General features: G+C 71.5%; 15 protein-coding genes. 6 read left to right on the top strand and 9 right to left on the bottom strand.

Annotated features, from left to right (window positions below):
* Positions 1-518 precede the first annotated feature (518 nt).
* Entirely contained in the window at positions 519-1943 is a 1425-nt protein-coding gene (glnA, locus tag KKR01S_RS05480) for a type I glutamate--ammonia ligase (RefSeq protein WP_061225493.1), read from the bottom strand.
* Positions 1944-2201: 258 nt separating this feature from the next.
* Here glnA and KKR01S_RS05475 point away from each other — a divergent pair, with 258 nt between their 5' ends.
* Positions 2202-2642, top strand: a complete 441-nt coding sequence (locus tag KKR01S_RS05475; RefSeq protein WP_061225492.1) for an RDD family protein — start codon at positions 2202-2204, stop codon at positions 2640-2642.
* A gap of 141 nt (positions 2643-2783) precedes the next feature.
* Here the strand turns inward: KKR01S_RS05475 and KKR01S_RS05470 are convergent, their stop codons facing one another.
* The 3 genes from KKR01S_RS05470 to lipB all read right to left on the bottom strand — a co-directional run bounded on the left by KKR01S_RS05470 (position 2784) and on the right by lipB (position 5429).
* A complete protein-coding gene (locus tag KKR01S_RS05470) occupies positions 2784-3533 on the bottom strand; it encodes a DUF4191 domain-containing protein (RefSeq protein ID WP_061225491.1) in 750 nt (249 codons plus the stop codon).
* Between the two features lie 98 nt (positions 3534-3631).
* The gene (lipA, locus tag KKR01S_RS05465; RefSeq protein WP_081046186.1) at positions 3632-4690 is read right to left on the bottom strand and encodes a lipoyl synthase; all 1059 of its coding nucleotides are present in this window, start codon (positions 4688-4690) and stop codon (positions 3632-3634) included.
* Between the two features lie 58 nt (positions 4691-4748).
* The gene (gene lipB / locus KKR01S_RS05460) at positions 4749-5429 is read right to left on the bottom strand and encodes a lipoyl(octanoyl) transferase LipB (RefSeq protein WP_058731666.1); all 681 of its coding nucleotides are present in this window, start codon (positions 5427-5429) and stop codon (positions 4749-4751) included.
* A gap of 122 nt (positions 5430-5551) precedes the next feature.
* Here lipB and KKR01S_RS05455 point away from each other — a divergent pair, with 122 nt between their 5' ends.
* Positions 5552-7525 carry a protein kinase gene (locus tag KKR01S_RS05455; protein ID WP_129357593.1) on the top strand — a complete coding sequence of 658 codons (1974 nt, stop codon included), beginning with the start codon at positions 5552-5554 and terminating at the stop codon, positions 7523-7525.
* A 29-nt stretch (positions 7526-7554) separates the two neighbouring features.
* Here the strand turns inward: KKR01S_RS05455 and KKR01S_RS05450 are convergent, their stop codons facing one another.
* From KKR01S_RS05450 to KKR01S_RS05435, 4 genes are all read right to left on the bottom strand, one after another.
* Positions 7555-7908: a hypothetical protein gene (locus KKR01S_RS05450; RefSeq protein ID WP_058730683.1), complete on the bottom strand. Its 354-nt coding sequence runs from the start codon at positions 7906-7908 to the stop codon at positions 7555-7557.
* A 212-nt stretch (positions 7909-8120) separates the two neighbouring features.
* Complete coding sequence (gene sucB / locus KKR01S_RS05445) at positions 8121-9911, bottom strand: 2-oxoglutarate dehydrogenase, E2 component, dihydrolipoamide succinyltransferase (protein WP_058730682.1); 1791 nt, start codon at positions 9909-9911, stop codon at positions 8121-8123.
* A gap of 54 nt (positions 9912-9965) precedes the next feature.
* Positions 9966-11339, bottom strand: a complete 1374-nt coding sequence (lpdA, locus tag KKR01S_RS05440; RefSeq protein WP_058730681.1) for a dihydrolipoyl dehydrogenase — start codon at positions 11337-11339, stop codon at positions 9966-9968.
* 220 nt (positions 11340-11559) lie between these two features.
* Positions 11560-13080 (bottom strand): leucyl aminopeptidase, encoded by a 1521-nt coding sequence (locus KKR01S_RS05435; RefSeq protein WP_058730680.1) that lies wholly within the window; start codon positions 13078-13080, stop codon positions 11560-11562.
* A 345-nt stretch (positions 13081-13425) separates the two neighbouring features.
* On the opposite strand from KKR01S_RS05435, the gene KKR01S_RS05430 reads away from it, so the two are divergent.
* The 3 genes from KKR01S_RS05430 (at position 13426) to KKR01S_RS05420 (ending at position 17834) form a co-directional block, all read left to right on the top strand.
* Complete coding sequence (locus KKR01S_RS05430; RefSeq protein ID WP_058730679.1) at positions 13426-14349, top strand: proteasome assembly chaperone family protein; 924 nt, start codon at positions 13426-13428, stop codon at positions 14347-14349.
* A gap of 148 nt (positions 14350-14497) precedes the next feature.
* Positions 14498-15991, top strand: a complete 1494-nt coding sequence (locus KKR01S_RS05425) for a hypothetical protein (protein WP_061225490.1) — start codon at positions 14498-14500, stop codon at positions 15989-15991.
* Positions 15992-16235: 244 nt separating this feature from the next.
* A complete protein-coding gene (locus tag KKR01S_RS05420) occupies positions 16236-17834 on the top strand; it encodes an RNA polymerase sigma factor (protein ID WP_061225489.1) in 1599 nt (532 codons plus the stop codon).
* A 138-nt stretch (positions 17835-17972) separates the two neighbouring features.
* On the opposite strand, the gene KKR01S_RS05415 is transcribed toward KKR01S_RS05420, so the two are convergent.
* Positions 17973-18182 (bottom strand): DUF7455 domain-containing protein, encoded by a 210-nt coding sequence (locus KKR01S_RS05415; RefSeq protein ID WP_058730676.1) that lies wholly within the window; start codon positions 18180-18182, stop codon positions 17973-17975.
* A gap of 219 nt (positions 18183-18401) precedes the next feature.
* Here KKR01S_RS05415 and KKR01S_RS05410 point away from each other — a divergent pair, with 219 nt between their 5' ends.
* On the top strand, positions 18402-20507 hold the full coding sequence (locus tag KKR01S_RS05410; RefSeq protein WP_061225488.1) for a DNA gyrase/topoisomerase IV subunit B: 2106 nt from the start codon (positions 18402-18404) through the stop codon (positions 20505-20507).
* Positions 20508-20623 lie beyond the last annotated feature (116 nt).

Genomic DNA, 20623 nt, shown 5'->3' with positions numbered 1-20623 from the left:
GGCGCTTCTGGGAGTCCCGGCATCCCAGCAGACGCTGCATCGGGATCAGCCGCGTCGTCACCTGCACGCGCACCCAATCCACGACCTCGGGGGACTAGTGCCCGGCGGTAAGCTACTCGAGCTCGTGCGTCAGCGTGGATCGCGCCCTCACCCAGGTCAAGACAGGCGAGTGCCACATAGGCTCATTATCGGTCACCCCGGGCAGGTGGGACGGCTGGAGACCGACCCCTCTGCTGCGCATCGCGTATCCGCTGGATGCCCTGTTGACGGAGGTGGCCAGAAGTTCCCACCAGATGCAGGGGAAACTGGCGAGATGCTGGCGGTGTCATGAGCCAGGCTCCAACGAGCTGAAGGCCGAACAGATCGTCGCCGCGCTCCACCAGATCGGGATGATGACCTCAGATGCGTTGAGCAGGTGCGGGCCCTCGAACGCAGTCGCACCGTCCCAGAGCACGGGAAAGCCCCCGCTCCACCGGCCCGTGAGGGCGGGGGAGCGGGGGCTTTCCGGCGTCGAGGGCTCAGACCCCGTAGTACATCTGGAACTCCAGCGGGTGGGGAACCTGGGTGAGCGGCTTGAGCTCGTTCTCCCGCTTGTACTCGATCCAGGTGGAGATCAGGTCCTCGGTGAACACGTCCCCCTCCAGCAGGAAGTCGTGGTCCGCCTCGAGGGCGTCCAGGGCCTCCTCCAGGGAGCCCGGGGCCTTCTTGATGTCCTTGGCCTCCTCCGGGGGCAGCTCGTAGAGGTCCTTGTCGATGGGCTCCGGCGGCTCGATCCGGTTGCGGATCCCGTCCAGCCCGGCCATCAGCTGCGCGGCGAAGGCCAGGTACGGGTTGCAGGAGGGGTCCGGGGCGCGGAACTCCAGGCGCTTAGCCTTGGGGTTGGAGCCGGTGATCGGGATGCGGATGCCCGCGGAGCGGTTGCCCTGCGAGTAGACCATGTTCACCGGGGCCTCGAAGCCCTTGACCAGGCGCTTGTAGGAGTTCACCGTCGGGTTGGTGAAGGCCAGCACGGCCGAGGAGTGCTCCAGCAGGCCGCCGATGTACCAGCGGGCGGTGTCGGAGAGGTTGGCGTAGCCGCGCTCGTCGAAGAACAGCGGCTCCCCGCCCTTCCACAGCGACTGGTGGCAGTGCATCCCGGAGCCGTTGTCGCCGAAGACCGGCTTGGGCATGAAGGTCGCGGACTTCCCGAAGGCGTCCGCGGTGTTCTTGACCACGTACTTGAACTTCATCAGGTCATCCGCGGCCAGGGTCAGCGTGGAGAACCTGTAGTTGATCTCCGCCTGCCCGGGGGCGCCGACCTCGTGGTGGGCACGCTCCACCTCCAGGCCGACCTCGTCCAGGGCCACGGAGATCGCATCGCGCAGATCCCCCTGCTTGTCCACCGGGGCCACGGGGAAGTACCCGCCCTTGGTGAGGGTCTTGTTGCCGAGGTTCCCGCCCTCCTCCTCGCGCCCGGAGTTCCACGGGGCCTCGTCGGAGTCCACGCGGTAGAAGGTGTGCTGCGGGGTGACCTGGAAGCGCACATCCTCGAAGATGAAGAACTCGGCCTCGGAGGCGAAGTTCGCGGTGTCCGCGATCCCGGTGGACCTCATGTAGGCCTCGGCCCGCTCGGCCACGCCGCGGGGGTCGCGGTGGTAGGGATCGCCGGTGCGCGGGTTGACGATGGAGCAGGAGACCACGAGGGTCTTCTCCACCCGGAAGGGATCCACGAAGGCGGTCTTCGGGTCCGGGATCAGCTGCATGTCCGACTCGGCGATGCCCTGGAAGCCGCGGATCGAGGAGCCGTCGAACAGCTGCCCGTTGACGAAGAAGTCGTCGTCCACGGCCTTGGCGGGGAGGTTGAAGTGCTGCTGCACGCCGGGCAGGTCGGTGAAGCGGATGTCGACGAACACGACATCCTCTTCCTTCAGATAGTCCAGCACTTCCTGGCCGTTCTGGAACATGGTCGGGGCTCTCCTTCGGGTAGCTTGCGGCGACCGCGCGGCGATCCCGGAAGCGGCTTCCGGGCCGTGCGCCGCGGTGCGGGTGGCCCCAACCTAGGGTGACGACGTTGCCCCGCCGTATCCCGAGTGTTTCCCCGCGGTAACGCGGGCCCGGGGCGAGGCGGCGACGCGGGTCGGCGGCCGGCCTGTGGCTCCCACCCTACCGCGGGGGACCCCCGGCCTCCGGGAGGCGGCGGCTCTCGGCTATCCTGGGCCATCATGGCTATCCCCGATCCCCCCACCTCCGAGCACGACGCCGCGGCCCCGGACTGGCCGGGTCAGCGCCTGGGCCGTCCCGCGGCGGGCCCGGGCTCCGTGGCGCGCTTCCCCCGGCGCCTGCTGGCCCTGGCCCTGGACTGGTATCTGTGCTTCGGGATCTGCTGGCTGGCCGTGGGCACGGTGCAGGGCTGGGCCGGGATCTGGCCGCTGGTGGTCTTCCTCGCCTACCAGAGCCTGCTGGTGGGGATGTGGGGCCACACCCTGGGCCACCTGCTGTGCGGGATGCAGGTGCAGACCCTGCGCGGGACCCCCGCCGGATTCGGCCGGGCCGCGCTGCGGGCCCTGCTGGTCACCCTGGTGATCCCCGCCGTCGTCATGGATGAAGACCAGCGCGGGCTGCAGGATCGCCTCAACGACACCGTGCTGGTGCGCATCCGCTGAGGATCCCCTGCGGCGAGCCCACGGACGGTGAGCCCACCGCCCGTGAGGGCGCCCCCGATGACGCCGGCGGCCCGGTCTCCACCCCTCGGGGAGGGGAGGTGGAGACCGGGCCGCTCAGGTCGATGCGGTCGCAGGGCGCCTTCAGCGCATCATCTTCCGATCCGGGCGGGCCCGCATGGGGTCCACGCCCTTGGGCACCGGCAGGGACCGGTTCAGGGAGGACAGGCGCTTGGAGACCTCGTGGACCTCCTGCTGGGTCAGCTTCTTGGGCAGGGCGCGCACCGTCTTGCTCACGCGCTTCAGGGCCACCTGCCCCTCGCCGTCGCCGGTGTTGACCACGTGCACGGGGACGTTGGGGGCCAGCCGGTGCAGCCTCTTGCGCTCCTGACCCACCAGGGAGCGCACCCGCTGGGTCGGACCTTCGGTGACCAGCACGACGCCGGGTCGTCCCAGGGCCCGGAACACCAGGTCCTGGGTGCGCGGGTTGAAGGCCACCGGCTGCTCCTCGATGATCCAGCCGCGCCCCAGGTCCTGCAGCGTGGCGCCGGCCGCGCCGGGCTGGCCCTCCACCTGGGCGTAGGCAGCGCGCCGGGCCCGCCGGGAGAGGATGATGACGGCGACCAGCACCGCGACGGGGATGCCGATGATCAGCCAGGTGATCCAGTTGTGCAGCAGGACGCCGATGAGCAGGAACACCAGGAGGGTCGCCAGGGCGGACAGCAGCAGGATCCAGGTGATGTTGGGATCCGACTTCTTGGTCATCCCGTAGACCTGCTTCATCTGGGAGAACCAGCCGGGCCCCTTGTTCTGCTTCCGCTGCCGCTTCTGCTCACGCCGCTCCTCGCGGGTGGGCGCGGGCTTCCTGTTCGACGACGTCGACGCCAAGTCCATACCTCGCTAGCACTGCTGATGATGGGTGTCCGCCTCCGCCCCGGCGGCCGCAGCGCGATCCCGGGAGCGGAAGGGAACGGAGAAAGACGGGGTCCAGTCTACGCGAGGCTCTTCAGCAGGGAGGACGCCTCCTGCCGGGCGCTGCCTTCGTCGGCGATGTGGGCCAGGTGCTCCGGGATCTCCCGCCCCATCTTGCGCATGGCCCGCGCCCACAGGCGCCCGGCCCGGTAGGAGGAGCGCACCATGGGTCCGGCCATGACCCCCAGGAAGCCGATCTCCTCGGCCGCCTCGGACAGCTGCACGAACTCCTCGGGCTTGACCCACCGGTCGATCGGGTGGAACAGCGGAGACGGACGCAGGTACTGGGTGAGGGTGATGATGTCGCAGCCGGCGTCGTGCAGATCGCACAGCGCCTCGTAGATCTCCTCGTTGGTCTCGCCCATCCCGAGGATCAGGTTGGACTTGGTGACCAGCCCGCGCTCCTTGCCGTAGGAGATCACGTCCAGGGATCCCTCGTAGGAGAAGGCGGGGCGGATCTTCTTGAAGATCCTCGGGACGGTCTCGACGTTGTGCGCGAAGACCTCCGGTTCGGCGTCGGCCACCAGCTTCAGCCGCTCGTGCTTGTCCTGGAAGTCGGGGATGAGGATCTCCACGCCGGTGTTCGGGTTCTGCTCGTGCACGGCCTCGATGACCCGCCCGTAGTGCGCGGCCGAGCCGTCGTCCAGGTCATCCCGGGCCACACCCGTGATCGTGGCGTAGCGCAGATCCATCTGCCGGATGGAGCGGGCCACCTTCATCGGCTCCAGCGGGTCCAGGGCGGAGGGCCGCCCGGTCATGATGTCGCAGAAGTCGCAGCGTCGGGTGCAGGTGTCCCCGGCGATCAGGAACGTGGCCTCCCGGTCCTCCCAGCACTCGTAGATGTTGGGGCAGCCGGCCTCCTCGCACACGGTGTGCAGGCCCTGGCTGTGGGTCAGCTGCTTCAGCTCCTGGTACTCCGGGCCCATCACGGCCCGGTTCTTCATCCAGCTGGGCTTCTTCTCGATGGGCGTCTCGGCGTTCTTGCGCTCGACGCGGCGCAGCCTGCGGTCCTTGTCCGCGGCGCGTCCGGAGCGGGCCTGCACGCTCAGCAGCCGACGGCCTTCGGGGGCGATGGTCATGGGTGCTCCTCCTGCGGGGGCGGGTGGGCCGCACGGGCCCGACGACGATGGCGGGGCCTCAGGCGGCCGTGGTGGGGCGGGCGGGTTCGAAGGATGCTGCCAGCAGGTCGGCCCGGCGACGCAATGCGTCCTCCACCGTGTCAACGATGTCCTCGGGGGTGATATTCCGCCCGGTGACCCGGCTGATGGTGGTGACCCCGGCGTCGCTGATCCCGCACGGGACGAAGGTGTCGAAGGCATCGAGGCTGTTGCTGCAGTTGATCGCGAAGCCGTGCATCGCGGTGCCGCGGGCCACGCGCAGCCCGATCGCGGCGATCTTCCGGTCCGGGGCGGTGCCCTCGCCGCGGATCCACACCCCGGAGCGGCCCTCCACCTGCTCGCCGTGCACGCCCAGGGAAGCCAGGACCTCGATGATGGCCTCCTCCAGGATCCGGACATAGCGCACCACGTCCAGCGGCTCCGGCAGCTTCACGATGGGGTAGCCGATGAGCATGCCGGGTCCGTGCCAGGTGATCTTGCCGCCGCGGTCGATGGGCACCACCTCGGTGCCGTCGCGCGGATACTCCTCGGGCAGGGCGCGCTTGCCCGCGGTGTAGACCGGGGGGTGCTCCAGCAGCAGCACGGTGTTCTGGCGGCGCCCGGAGGCGACCTCCTCGTGCAGCCGCTCCTGCAGGGCCAGGGCCTGTCGGTAGTCCACGAGGTCCGGGGCGAAGCCGACCCGCCGCATCTCAAGTGCCATGCCGTCCAGCGTACTCCCGGCCCGCACGCGCCCCAACCGGAGTCGAGTCCGGGACCCTGCGATCGGGGGCAGCCTGTGGACAACGCCGTCGTCGGCGGCTTGCGGCCGGTAGAACTGGGCCCATGAGACCCCAGGACTCCGACGCCACCCCCTCCGCCCGACGACTGCGCGCGCTGCTCGACCCCTCCGCCGGCCCCGGCCACCCGGAACCGCCGCCACCGACCCCGCAGGCCCCGGCGGTCCCGCAGGCCTCATCTGCAGCGGCGTCACCCGCACGGGAGTCATCCGGGCCGCGCGGGCCCGTGCTGCCCGAGGTCCAGGCGCCGGGTGCCCCGCCTCCGGAGGACGATCCCGAGCCGGGGGAGTCCGCGGGAAGGGGTGGCGACTACGAGCTGGTCACCCGGCTGCGTCGGGAGGAATCCTCCGTGCTCTGGTACGCCCGGTGCACGGCGGAAGGGGACGACCCCGCCGCACCGGATCCGCGCACCCGCATCGGGGAAGCCGCCGCCGCGCGCGGGCCCGTGCGCGCCCTGGAGCGCGGGTACCTCGACGCCGCCCGACGCCGCCTGGCCCGCGAGCGCATGGTGCGGGTGTACCTCCCTCCGGAGGGCGCAGCGGCCCAGGAGCAGCTGATCCGCAGCGCGACGCGGTGGGCCGAGCAGGTCAGCGCCCGGGCCCCGGGCCTGCGCCACCCGCACCTGCTGCACGTGTACGGCGCCGATGCCGCAGACCCCCTGTCCCCGCTGCTGATCAGCGAGTTCCCGGAGGGAGGCGGGCTCGCGGAGGTCCTCGCGGCCAGGGAGCGGATCAGCCCCGCCGAGTGCGCCGGCGTCGTGGCCCACCTGTGCCGGGCGCTGTCCTGGCTGCACGCCCAGGACCTCGTGCACGGCGGCCTGGACGCGGGGGCGGTGTTCTTCACCCGCAGCTCCCAGACGCTCCTGCGCCCGCCCCTGCCCGATCCGTGGCGGGAGGCCGAGGAAGGTCTCGAGCCTGCGGAGGACGTGTGGGCCCTCGCCGAGCTGGCGTGGCTGATGCTCACCGGCCGGCCGCCGGGGCCCGAGGCCCAGCGGGCGCCGCTGCCCCTGATGTGCCCCGGAATCGGCTCCCAGGTGGTGGCGGTCCTGGAGGAGGCCCTGGACCCGGATCCGCAGCGGCGCCCGCGCGTGCAGGAGATCGTGCAGGTCTTCCGCGGCGCCCTGCAGGCCGAGCCCGTGGATCTGCACGCCTCCGTGCGGGAGGAGTTCGCCGGGCGCCTGCCCCGCCAGCGGGAGGGGCATCCCGGCGGGGCCGGGCCTCGCCGGGCAGGCCCGGGATCGGGCGAGCAGGTCGAGGAGGCGGAGCAGTCCCGGGACCGGCTGGTCTACGACGTCGAGGATCCGGGCACGCGCAAGCTGCGCCGCACCGGGCGATCACGACGTCGCTCGGCCGCGGCGCTGCGCCTGTCGGCCCCGGCCCGGCGTCGGCGCGCCCTGGTGCTCGGCGCCGCGGGGCTGCTGGGTCTGTCCGCGCTCGCCGTCGGAGGCGGCCTGCTGCTGCGCGACGGGCAGGAGCAGGTGCAGCCGCTAGCCCAGGCGAGCGCGGAGACCGCCGATCCCGCGTCGACGGGCGGGGGCTCGGAGGGCGGCTCGGGCGCCTCGGAACACGCGGTGTCCTCCGCCGAGCCGCGGCGATCGGCGGAGGGGGAGTCGCCCGCGGCCGCCGAGGATCCCGCGGCGGCCCTGGGCGGGCTGCTCGCGGCCCGTGACGAAGCGCTGCGCTCCCGGGACGCCGCGCTGCTGGCGCGTTACGCGGTGCCCGACCAGGAGCTGGCCACCCAGGATGCGCAGCTGATCCGGCGGCTGCAGGAGACGGACACGGACTGGTCCGGTCTGCGCTCCACGGTCCAGGACCCCGAGCCGATCTCCCGCAGCGGATCCGAGGCGATCGTGCGCACGACGCTGCGGGTGCAGGGGTATCGGACCCAGGAACCCGCCCAGGCCGGGGAGGGGCGGGCGCGCGGAGACAAAGACGGCGCCGAACCCGATGAGCAGCGGATCGAGGTCCGGCTGCGCGCCGAGTCCGGCGCCTGGCGGATCGAGAGCGTGCGGGTCCTGTGACCGGCCCGCCGGATCCCGGGGGGGGGGCGTCAGTGCAGCAGCGTGGCCACGGCGATGTTGATCAGCGCGAGGCCGCCGACGGCGTGGGCCAGGCCGGTGGACACGGTCTCGCCCCGCTTGTCCTTGCGCTGGCCGATGTAGGCCAGGACGGTGATGACCAGGCCGAGGATCAGCTTGATGCCGATCCAGGTGTAGGAGTGGGAGCTGCCGCCGTGGGCCTCGCTGATGCCCACCATCGCCAGTCCCGTGATCAGCTGCAGCAGGGCGGCGTGGAACTGGCCGGGCAGGACCCGCGGGGTCCGCAGGTGGGCGACCCACAGGCCGAAGACCAGGGCCGCGCCGACGATGTGCAGGAAGAGTAGGAGTGACATGAGCACAGACATGCCTCCAGCATAGGCAGGCTCGGACGATCTTGGCGACATGGTGTCACCATGATGTCGTGCGGTTCACGCCCCCAGCTCCCCGGGTCCCGGACCAGTGGAGACGAAGGACGCCGGGCCGGCGACGACGCCGGGTGCCGGTGGAGACGGCGACGGTCCGCCGACCCCGCCGTGGGCGGGAGTCAGCGGGCCGTGGAGTCCGGGATCCGGGAGCCTCAGAGGCCGAGCTCGGCCTCGAACTGCCCCTCCTCGAGGCGCTTCTTCACGGTCGCCAGGAAGCGTCCGGCGTCCGCGCCGTCGACCAGCCGGTGATCGTAGGTCAGCGACAGGTAGCACATGTGGCGGATCGCGATCGAGTCGTTGCCGTCGGCGTCCGTGACGACCATGGGCCGCTTCACGATGGTGCCGGTGCCCAGGATGCCCACCTGCGGCTGGTTGATGATCGGGGTGTCGAACAGGGCCCCGAAGGAGCCGATGTTCGTGATCGTGAACGTGCCGCCGGAGAGCTCATCCGGGCCGATCGAGCCGTCCTTGGTGCGCGCCCCGACGTCGGCGATCTTCTTGGCCAGACCGGCCAGGTTCAGGTCGCCCGCGTTCGGGACCACCGGGACCAGCAGACCCCGCGGGGTGTCCACGGCGAAGGCGAGGTCCTCGGAGGCGTTGTAGGTGATCTCCTTCTTCTCCTCGTCGAAGGAGCCGTTGAGCACCGGGTGCTGCTGCAGCGCCTCGGCCACGGCCTTCGCGAAGAAGGGCAGGAAGGTCAGCTTGGCGCCCTCGCGGGCCTGGAAGTCCGCCTTGGCGCGGTTGCGCAGCATCGCCACCCGGGTCATATCCACCTCGGTGACCTGGGTCAGCTGCGCGGAGACCTCCAGGGACTCCTTCATCCGCTTGGCGATGACCTGGCGGATGCGCGGGGCCTTCTCCGTGGTGCCGCGCTTGGCCGACGGCTTCGGGGCCTGGGGCGGCTTCTCGGCGCGCGGGGCGGCCTGAGCCGGTGCGGAGGCGGGAGCGCTCTGCTCGGCGGAGGCGGGGCCCTGGCTCTTCTTCGCCTCGACCGCGGCCTGCACGTCCTGCTTGCGGATGCGACCGCCGACGCCGGTGCCCTCGATGGTGGACAGGTCGATGCCCTCCTGCTTGGCCAGCTTGCGCACCAGCGGAGTGACGTACGGGGTCCCGGAGGACTGTCCGGCGGCGGGGGTGGCAGCGGCCGGCTCCGGGGCCTTGCTCTGCTGCTTCGCGGAGCGCTGCTCGGCCCGGGCCGCGGAGGACTCCTGCTTCGGCTGCTCGGCCTCCTTCTTCTCCTCCTTCTGCTCGGCCGGGGCCTGCTGCTCGGGGGTGGGCTCCGGCTCGGCGGACCCCGCGGAGGCACCCTGCTCGCCGACCAGGGCGAGGACCTGGCCGACCTCGGCCTCCTCGTCCTCCTGGACCTTGATCTCCAGCAGCGTGCCGGCCACGGGGGAGGGGATCTCGGTGTCGACCTTGTCGGTGGAGACCTCCACCAGCGGCTCGTCCACCTCGACCGTCTCGCCGATCTCCTTGAGCCAGCGGGTCACGGTCCCCTCGGTCACGGACTCGCCCAGAGCCGGGAGGGTGACCTCCTGGGCCTCACCGGAGCCGCTGGAAGCGGAGGACGACTCCTCGTCCTTCTGCTCCTTCTCCTCGGCCGGGGTCTCGGGTTCGGATTCGTTCTCCTGCTGCGCGGAGTCATCAGACTCCTCGGCCGCGGCGGAGTCCTCGGCGGCGTCATCGTCGGAGGAGGAGGCGCCGGAGCCGTCGCCGATCTTCACCAGCGGGGCGCCGACCTCCACCTCCTCGTCCTCCTCCACGAGGATCTCCTCGATGACCCCGGCCACGGGGGAGGGGATCTCGGTGTCGACCTTGTCGGTGGAGACCTCCACCAGCGGCTCGTCGACCTCCACGGAGTCGCCGACGGCCTTGAGCCAGCGGGTCACGGTTCCCTCGGTCACGGATTCGCCGAGTGCGGGCAGTTCTACGGTTTCGGACATCGTCTTCCCGTTTCTCCTAGTGATTTGTGCCTGTGCGCGGGGTGGTGCGGTGGCTCAGCCGTGCAGCGGGTGCCCGGCCAGCATCATGGCCGCCTCGCCGAGGGACTCGTTCTGCGTCGGGTGGGCGTGGATGAGCTTGGCGACGTCTTTGGGGTAGGCCTCCCAGTTCACGATCAGCTGGGCCTCGCCGATCTGCTCGCCCATGCGCCGGCCCACGGCGTGCACGCCGATGATCGGGCCGTCCTTCTCCCGCACGAGCTTGACGATGCCGCCGGTCCCGAGGATCGAGGACTTGCCGTTGCCGGCGAGGTTGTACTCGGAGACCTCGATGTTCTCCTTGCCGAACTTCTCCTCGGCCTTGGGCTGGGTGTAGCCCACCGAGGCGATCTCCGGATCGCAGAAGGTGACCTTGGGGATGTCGATGTCCGCGACGACCACCGGGTTCAGCCCGGCGATCTCCTCGGCCAGGAAGATGCCCTGCTGGAAGCCGCGGTGGGCCAGCTGCAGACCCGGGACGATGTCCCCGGCGGCGTAGATGTTCCCCACGCCGGTGTGCAGGCGCTCGTCGGTGATGACGAAGCCGCGGTCCATCGTGATCCCGGCTTCCTCGTAGCCCATGTCCTTGGTGTTCGGACCGCGGCCCACGGCCACCAGCACGATGTCGGCGTCGAACTCCTTGCCGTCGGCCAGGGTCACCTTGGCGCCGTCGTCGTCCTGCTCGACCTTCTCGAAGAAGGTGCCGAGGTTGGACTTGATGCCGCGCTTCTTGAAGGAGCGCTCCACGACCTTGATGATCGCCGGATCCTCGTTGGGCACCAGGTGCGGCAGGCCCTCGATGATCGTGACGTCCACGCCCATCGAGTTCCACATGGAGGCGAACTCGGAGCCGATCACGCCGCCGCCGAGCACGATCGCGGACTTCGGCAGGTAGTCCAGCTCGAGGGCCTCGGTGGAGGTCATGATCCGACCTCCGATCTCCAGCCCCATGGTCTTGGACACCGAGCCGGAGGCCAGGATGATGTGCTCGCCGGTGTACTCGGTGCCGTCCACCTCGATGGTGCGCTCCCCGGTCAGGCGGCCCCAGCCGTTGATGACGGTGACCCCGCGCATCTTCAGCAGGCCCTGCAGGCCCTTGAACTTGCCGGCGATGATCTTGTCCTTGTAGTCCCGCACGGCGGCCATGTCGATGCCCTCGTAGGAGAGCTTGACGCCGTACTTCTCGGACTCGCGGGCCTCCTCGGCGACCTCCGCGGAGTGCAGGTACGCCTTGGTGGGGATGCAGCCCCAGTGCAGGCAGGTGCCGCCGACCTTGGAGCCCTCGATCAGACCGACGCTGAAGCCGAGCTGGACGGCGCGCAGGGCGGCGGCGTAGCCCGCGCTGCCTCCGCCGAGGATGAGAATGTCGAAAGCTTTGGGCGAATCGGCCACGTGGACGCTCCTCGAGTGTGGATCGGACCTCCATCGGTCCGCGACGTGTGGGTCAGTCACCACCTACCCTATAGTGCCGTCCGGCACCGCTCCACCTGCCGCGCCGCGTCCCGACGAAGCCCGACCCCCGACGGAGTCCGATCCCGGCGGCCCCCGAAACCGGAGGCGCCGCGGGACCGGTCGAGACCGACCCCGCGGCGCCACCGAGGAGGAGAGGGGCTCAGGCCCCCGCGATGCGCTCGGCCAGGGTGACTAGGGTGCGCACGGCCACCCCGGTGCCCTGCTTCGGGGTGAACCCGTACTCCGAGCCCTCGTTGAAGGACGGCCCGGCGATGTCCAGGTGGGCCCACGGGATCTGCTGCCCGTCGACCTCCCCGACGAAGCGCTGCAGGAACAGCCCGGCCGTGAGCATCCCGCCGGCCCGGCCCGCGCCGATGTTCTTCAGATCCGCCACGGGCGACTTCAGCCCGGCGCGCAGCTCCTCCGGCAGGGGCATCGGCCAAAACGGCTCGCCCGCCTCCGCACCGGCCTCGGCGACGGACTCGCGCAGGGACTCCTCGCCCATCACCGCCGCGTACCGCTCGCCCAGGGCCACCACCTGCGCCCCGGTCAGGGTGGCGACGTCGAGCAGGCAGTCCGGGGACTGCTCGGAGGCGTAGGCCAGCCCGTCGGCCATCACCAGGCGACCCTCGGCGTCGGTGTTGAGGACCTCCACCGTGGTGCCCCCGCGCATGACCAGCACGTCCTCCGGGCGGGTCGCCCCGCCGCCGGGCAGGTTCTCGGCCAGGCACAGGTACCCCGTGACCCGCAGGGGAAGGCGCAGCTCCGCCGCGGCGGCCACCGTGTTCAGCACGGCCGCGGCCCCGGCCATGTCCGACTTCATGGTCATCATGCCGGTGCCCGGCTTCAGGGACAGTCCGCCGGAATCGAAGGTGATGCCCTTGCCGACCAGGGCCATGTGCTGCCCGGCGTCCTCGGGACGGTAGTCCACGACCACCAGGCGCGGCGGGCGGTGGGAGCCGCGGCCCACGCCGAGGATCCCTCCGAAGCCGCCCTCGGCCAGGGCTTCCTCGTCCAGGACCTCGACCTCGACGTCGTCGATCCCGGCCACCCGCTCCAGGACCCGGCCGGCGAAGGAATCGGGGTACAGGTGGTTCGGGGCCTCGTTGACCAGGCGGCGGGTCGAATCCACGGCCTCGCCCAGGATCAGCGCCCGGGTCAGGACCGGCTCGGCCTCCTCGGCCTCCACCTCCGTGAGGATCACGACCTCGCCCACCGGGGTGCGCTGCCGATCCTCCTCGGAGGTCCGGTGCATCGGGTCCACGAAGGCCCCGAAGGCCGCCCCCTCGGCCAGGGCCCCGACCTCCGCGACGTCGCCCGCCGGCAGGTCCAGGGCCGCGCTGTCCATGCCGTGCAGCTGTCGGATCGCGGAGCCGGCCGCGTAGCGCAGGGCATCCAGGCGCGCCCGGCCCTCCTCGGGCAGCTCGCCCATGCCGACCAGCACCAGCACGTCGGCCCCGGTGGACTCGGCCCCCGGCAGGCGGCGGACCTCATCGCGGGCCCCGGTGATGCCGAGGTCCGCCAGGACGGCCTGCAGACCCTCCGCCGTCTCCTCCGGCAGGTGGTGCGGGGCCAGCCGGGCCCCCTGCCCCGAGGGCAGGACGCCGACGACGAGCGCCCGGACCTCGAGACCGTCGTCGGGGGCCGTGACGGACAGGGCCAGATCGTGGGATTCGGTCATGGAAGCTCTCCTTGCTCGGAAAACGGGGATGCAGTCAGCGCCGCCGCAAGCCGGTGCACTGCGCCGCGGCTCACCCGGAGGCGGGAAATACCGCGGGCGCCGGTACCGTTGCTACAGACACGGGACGTCGAGCCATCCGGCGGCGCCCCGCGGCGCGCACACCACAACCTTAGGCCCTCACCGGGCCGCAGGTGTCGGGCGGATCACCCCGAAAGGCCCTCTTCCGGTGGGCCGGAACGTGTTCCCCGCCCGGACGCGCCGGGATCTGGATCAGGCCGTGTCGCCGCTCATCGGGCCCTCTCACCCGTCGGGCCCGGGGGCACGTGAGGAAGGGGAATCGGCACCATGCACGAATCGCACAAGCTCTACCTGGGTCACGCGGGGCTGCTGGGCGATCCCCGGCTGAAGGGCCTGCCGCTGGTCGTGGCCATGACCGGCTACGCCGAGGCCGGGCAGGCTGCGCGCCAGGTGGGGGAGGAGATCCTGGAGACGCTGGATTCCCAGCAGGTCGCCGAATTCGACGTCGACCGGCTCTACGACTACCGTTCCCGGCGCCCCCGGGTGAAGTTCATCGAGGACCACTTCGAGGACTTCGACCTGCCGGAGCTGTCCCTGCGGGCCGTGACCGACGGGCTCGGACAGCCGTTCCTGCTGCTGTCCGGGCCCGAGCCGGACCTGCTGTGGCAGCGGTTCGCGCAGTCCGTCGTGGAGCTGGCCGAGACCCTCGACGTCTCTCTGGTGGCCTCCGTGTCTTCGATGCCCATGCCCGTGCCGCACACCCGACCGCTGCCGGTGACCGCGCACGGCAACCGGGAGGACCTGATCGCCGGGATCTCCCCGTGGAAGCCGATCGCCGAGCTCGGCGGCTCCGCGGCTCAGATGCTGGAGGTCGTCCTCGGCGAGCGGGGCTTCGACACGATCGGGTACACGGTGAACGTCCCGCAGTACCTCGCCGACGCCGAGCTGCCCCAGGCCGCGCTGATCGCCCTGGAGCACCTGGGGGCCGCGACGCACCTGAACCTTCCCACGGACCGACTGCGGGAATCCGGGCGCGAGGTCGAGCAGCAGATCGACGACCAGGTCAGCGGCTCCCCGGAGGTCCAGGCCATCGTCACCCACCTGGAGCAGCGCTACGACGAGCACGTCGGAGGCTCCGCCCAGCGGTCCCTGCTGGCGCGGGACGAATCCGAGATCCCCGACGCCGACGAGCTGGGCGCGACCATCGAGGCCTTCCTGGCCGAACAGGACGAAGACTCCTCGGAGGACTGAGCCCGAGGCTCTGGTGGCGCCGCAGCGGGGACGGGAGTTTCCCCAGGCGCACGATCTCCGGCGGGATCCGCCCGCCCATCCATAGGGACGCCGGAATCGCGCGGCCTCGCTCGGGGACGGGGTCTGGGCCCTCGGGCACCCTGGGGCCATGACGACATCCCCAGCCTCCGACCTGCCCCTCGACGCCGACCCCGGCACCCCGATCACCCGGGCCCAGGACGTGATCGCCCTGCTGCCCCTGCACTCCGGCCGCTGGCCGCAGGAGTGCCTCGCCCTGATCTTCTTCACCGACCAGCGCCTGGGCCCGTGCCTGACCCTGCCCCTGCCGGATCCCGACGAGGACATCGGCTCCTGGGCCGGGTGCCTGGAGCCCGTGCTGGAGCAGGTGCAGCGCAGCAGCGCCCCCGACGGGATGTTCACCGTGGCCTACACCCACCGCACGGCCCCGCTCGCGCCCGAGGCCCGGCGTCTCCTGGACACCGGGCGGCCTCCCGAGGCCGCCTCCTTCCTCGCCGAGACCGCGGTGCTGCTGGCCAGCATGCACGCGGTGGCCGCCGCGGGACTGCGCGGGGCCCGGCCCCGGGAGCTGCTGGTCATGGACCGGAGCGCAGGGCGCTGGGGGCGGCTGAGCGTGGGCAGCGCCGACGGGGAGTTCGCCCCGCTGCTGGCCCCGCCCGAGCACCGCGTGGGCGAGGCCTGCTGGCTGGTGGACGGCGGCGGGACCCTGGAGGACGTCCTCGCCTCCCCGGTGGCCGTCGCGGCGGCCGTCGGCGGTCATCCGCTGAGCGCCCGGTCCCCGGTCGGCGCGGTGCAGCCGCTGCCGGGCATTCCCGACCTGGAGGCCCTGTGCGGTCGGGACCGGGCCCGGGCCTGGCGCGACTCCTTCCGCAGCCGCTGCGCCGAGATCTTCCTGCGCTTGGCTGCCGATCACGATCCCGACACCGGATGCTGGCCGCCGACCCCGCAGGGGCCCCGGCGGGCGCCGGCCCTCGAGGAGCAGCGGCGCCTCGGCGACGCGCTGGATCGCATGGCCCGGCTGTGTCGAGCCCACCGCGTGCGGGCCGAAGAGCAGGGCTGGTCCCCGGACGCCGCCAGCCCCGAGGCCGCAGTCCTGAGCGCGAGTCTGGCCGAGGCCACCGCGCCGGAGGATGCCGCGGCCCTGGGCGCTCGCCTGCCGGGCATCTGCGGGGTGCTCACGATGCTCGCCGCGGCCCAGCTGGGCCCCCGGCACGGCGAGGCCCTGCGGGGGTGGCTGGAGCGGCGCCTGGACACGCTCACCGAGGCCGCGGAGAACCAGCCCGTCTCCGACGCCGACCCGGAGCCCGCGGGTCCGCCGGAAGACGACCCCCTGACGGTCTCCGCCCTGGAGCTGATCTTCGGTCGGGGATCGACCGCACCCGATCCGGACCGGCGCTGCGCCCTGCGCTTCCTGCTGGGGCTGATCGCCGCCGACGGCGAGCAGCCCTGGGCCTCGGGGGCCGAGGTGGGGCTGTCCCTGCTGGCCTGGCAGGAGGGGTGCACCCGGGAGGCCTACCGTCGCCTGGAGGCGGCGCAGGACCCGATCCTGGGGCAGGCCGTGGTGCTGGTGAGCGGACTGCTGGATCGGGGATACCTGCCGGAGTGGCTGTTCCACCGGGACTGACCCCCCGGGCTGCTGCGGCGGGGGGGGGGGAGTCCATTACCCCCGCGGGGTCGCGGCGTCAACAGATCCGTCGGAGAAATCTGCGCCGACGGGAATAAGCGGTGCGGCCCCGGGCGTTGTCACCACCGAACGACCTTGCGGGCCCGGCAGTGGGAATCGTCCTCACGGAGGACGCCGGACTTGACAGGGTCATAGGCGTTTCGGGCGCATCTGACGTCCGACCACCGGGAAGAAAGGCTCTTGAGTGTCTCCTGCTGCCCAGAAGACGACCGCCGAGCGGACCGACTCCGCCGCGGCCACCACGACCACGACGTCCGCCGGCACCACCACGGCCCGGCGTTCGAGCGCGCGCTCCGCGTCCGCGGCGAAGGCCGGCGGAACCAAGACCGCGGCCGCCAAGAGCGGCGCCAAGTCCACCGCCACCAAGGCCGCCGGCAAGACCACCGCGCGCAAGAGCGGGACGAAGACCGCCGGGACCGCTGCGGCAAAGACCGCGGCCGCCAAGACCGCTGAGTCCGGAACCGACGCCGGTCAGACCGCCGCCAAGGCCGGTGCGGGCAAGACCGGCGGGACGAAGACCGGTGCCGCCAAGACCTCCGCGGGCAAGACCACGCGGGCCAAGTCCGCCGCGAAGTCGGGCACCACGGCGAAGTCCGGGACCCGCACCGCCACCGCGAAGAAGACCTCCACCCGCTCGCGCTCGGCCGCTAAGGCCGCCCCGAAGAAGGGTGCGCGCAAGACCAAGGCCGATGAGATCGAGGAGCTGGCCAACAGCGCCGACGTCGAGGACCAGGCCGAGGAGACCGAGGAGGAGGTCGTCGAGGACGAGGACAAGAAGGAGAAGAAGACCGTGGCCGCGCGCGGCAACGGCTTCGTGATCTCCACCTCCGATGACGACGACGAGCCGGCCCTGCGCGTGCAGGCCCCCGGTGCCACCGCGGACCCGGTCAAGGACTACCTCAAGCAGATCGGCAAGGTCTCCCTGCTGAACGCCGAGCAGGAGGTGGACCTGGCGATGCGCATCGAGGCCGGGCTGTACGCCGAGCACAAGATGAAGACCGAGGGGGACACCCTGGACCCGCAGCTGCGCAAGGAGCTGCGCTGGGTCATCCACGACGGCAAGCGGGCCAAGAACCACCTGCTGGAGGCCAACCTGCGCCTGGTGGTCTCCCTGGCCAAGCGCTACACCGGGCGCGGCATGCTCTTCCTGGACCTGATCCAGGAGGGCAACCTGGGCCTGATCCGCGCGGTGGAGAAGTTCGACTACTCCAAGGGCTTCAAATTCTCCACCTACGCCACCTGGTGGATCCGGCAGGCGATCACCCGGGCGATGGCCGACCAGGCCCGCACCATCCGCATCCCCGTGCACATGGTCGAGGTCATCAACAAGCTGGCCCGCGTGCAGCGGCAGATGCTGCAGGACCTCGGCCGCGAGCCCACCCCGGAGGAGCTGGCCAAGGAGCTGGACATGACCCCGGAGAAGGTCGTGGAGGTCCAGAAGTACGGCCGCGAGCCGATCTCCCTGCACACCCCGCTGGGCGAGGACGGGGACTCCGAGTTCGGCGACCTCATCGAGGACTCCGAGGCCGTGGTCCCCGCCGACGCCGTGTCCTTCACCCTGCTGCAGGAGCAGCTGCACTCCGTGCTGGACACCCTCTCCGAGCGGGAGGCCGGCGTGGTGGCCATGCGCTTCGGCATGACCGACGGCCAGCCGAAGACCCTCGATGAGATCGGCAAGGTCTACGGCGTGACCCGCGAGCGGATCCGCCAGATCGAGTCCAAGACCATGTCCAAGCTGCGCCACCCCTCCCGCTCCCAGGTGCTGCGGGACTACCTGGACTGAGCCGGACCCGGGTCGGGGAGGCCCCTGGTGCGGCTCACCGGCCCGCCGGGATCCTCTCGGACCCGCCTCAGAGCGCGAAGAACCCCGCACCGCCGTGTCGGCGATGCGGGGTTCTTCGCGTGGCTGCCCGAGGAGATCTCAGACCGCGGCGGGCGTGGTGAGCCGATCCCGCTCGTCCTGCCAGAGGCTGGCCATCGGGCGCAGCTTGGCCTCGTTGGCGCTGGCGTGGTGGGCGCAGAACAGCAGCTCCCCGCCCGATTCCAGCACGACGCGCACGTAGGCCTGGGCTCCGCAGGAGTCGCAGCGGTCGGTCGCGTCGAGCTGGCGTGCTTCCAGAGTTGCCGTCATGATGGTCCTCCTGACGAGTCGTTCCCGCCCCTGCACCCGCACGCGGCGGGGGATCGGGGCGGCGCTGATGTCCATCTATGCAAACACGGAGCACCCCCGATGTCATCCCGGCCCCGTCCAGTTCGCTGTGGGCATGGGTGCTGCCCGCGCCCGTCGTAGACTGGGGCACTGTCCCGACCCCGCCCGCACCCGCCCGTCCCCGTGAGGAGCACCGTTTCCGTGAGTCCCCAGCAGTCCGAGTACACGGCACGTCAGCTCTCCGTCCTGGAGGGCCTGGAGGCGGTGCGCAAGCGCCCCGGCATGTACATCGGCTCCACCGACTCCCGCGGGCTGATGCACTGCCTGTGGGAGATCATCGACAACTCCGTGGACGAGGCCCTGGCCGGGTACGGCCAGGCCATCGGCATCGTGCTCAACCGGGACGGCTCCGTGGAGGTGCGCGACGACGGGCGCGGCATCCCCACCGACATCGAACCGCGCACCGGACTCACCGGCGTCGAGGTGGTCTTCACCAAGCTGCACGCCGGCGGCAAGTTCGGCGGCGGCACCTACAACGCCGTCGGCGGCCTGCACGGGGTCGGCGCCTCCGTGGTCAACGCCCTGTCCTCCCGCCTGGACGTGCAGGTGGACCGGGGCGGGAAGACCCACCAGATGTCCTTCCGCCACGGCATCCCGGGGACCTTCGACGACACCGGAGCCCCCTCCCCGGACGCCCCCTTCACCCCGGCCGAGCCCGGGGAAGCCCTGCGGGTGGTCGGGAAGGCCCGCCGCGGGGCCACCGGCACCCGGGTGCGCTACTGGGCCGACCGGCAGATCTTCACCCCGGACGCCGCCTTCGGCTACGAGGACCTCGTGCAGCGGGCTCGCCAGACCAGCTTCCTGGTGCCCGGCCTGCGCCTGTCCATCACCGACGAGCGCAGGCTTCCCGGCACGGCCGGGGCCGAGGGCCCGCACGAGGAGGTCTTCCAGCACGACGGCGGCATCGCCGAATACGTGGAGTTCCTCGCCCCGGACGCGCCGGTGACCGACGTCTGGCGCTTCCAGGGCACCGGGGCCTTCACCGAGACCGTGCCCGTGCTCGGGCCCGACGGGCGCTCGCAGCTGCAGGAGGTGCAGCGCGAGTGCGAGGTGGACGTGGCGCTGCGCTGGGGCATCGGCTACGAGACCACCGTGCGCTCCTACGTCAACATCATCGCGACCCCCAAGGGCGGCACCCACCTGACCGGCTTCGAGCAGGGGCTGCTGAAGACCGTGCGCAAGCAGATCGCGGCCAACGCCCGCAAGCTCAAGGCCGGCACGGACAAAGTGGAGAAGGACGACGCCCTGGCCGGACTCACCGCCGTGCTCAACGTCCGCCTCGTGGAGCCGCAGTTCGAGGGCCAGACCAAGGAGATCCTGGGCACTCCCGCGGCCCGCCAGATCGTCTCCAAGGTGGTCTCCCAGCAGCTGGAGAAGACCCTGACCTCCTCGGCCCGAGCGCAGAAGCAGCAGGCCGGGCAGGTGCTGGAGAAGATCGTCGCGGAGATGAAATCCAGGATCTCCGCGCGGGTGCACAAGGAGACCCAGCGGCGCAAGAACGCCCTGGAGACCTCGCAGATGCCGGCCAAGCTGGTGGACTGCCGCACGGACGACGTCGCCCACTCCGAGCTGTTCATCGTGGAGGGCGACTCCGCGCTGGGCACGGCCCGCCTGGCCCGGGCCTCCCACTACCAGGCCCTGCTGCCCATCCGCGGGAAGATCCTCAACGTGCAGAAGGCCTCCCTGACGGACATGCTGGCCAACGCCGAGTGCGCGGCGCTGATCCAGGTGATCGGGGCCGGCTCGGGGCGCACCTTCGACCTCGACGCCGCCCGCTACGGCAAGGTCGTGATGATGACCGACGCCGATGTGGACGGCGCGCACATCCGCACCCTGCTGCTGACGCTGTTCTACCGCTACATGCGCCCGCTGGTGGAGGCCGGGCGGGTCTACGCCGCGGTGCCCCCGCTGCACCGGGTGGAGATCGTGCGCCGGGGCAGGGACAACGAGATGGTCTACACCTACTCGGAGAAGCAGCTGCACGAGGTGCTGGCCCGCCTGGAGGCCGAGGGGCAGCGGTACAAGGAGCCGATCCAGCGGTACAAGGGCCTGGGGGAGATGGACGCGGACCAGCTGGCCGAGACCACGATGGACCCGCGCCAGCGCCTGCTGCGCCGGGTGCGCATCGAGGACGCCCAGGCCGCCGAGCGGGCGTTCTCCCTGCTGATGGGCTCCGAGGTGGCCCCCCGGAAGGACTTCATCATCTCCCACGCGGACGAGCTGGACCTGGAGCAGATCGACGCCTGAGCCGGCGGGTCGTGCGGCTTGACGAAGGTCACGCCGTCACATACTGCGTTCGTGTGGGTTTATGTGGGTTCGTGAGTGTTCTGCTGGGTAGACTCGGGTCCGGAGGATCCCCGGCA

It is taken from the genome of Rothia kristinae NBRC 15354, from assembly GCF_001570865.1.
Lineage (GTDB): Bacteria > Actinomycetota > Actinomycetes > Actinomycetales > Micrococcaceae > Rothia > Rothia kristinae.
Note: the sequence above shows the minus strand (reverse complement) of the source record. Positions and strands in the feature narration are given on the sequence as shown.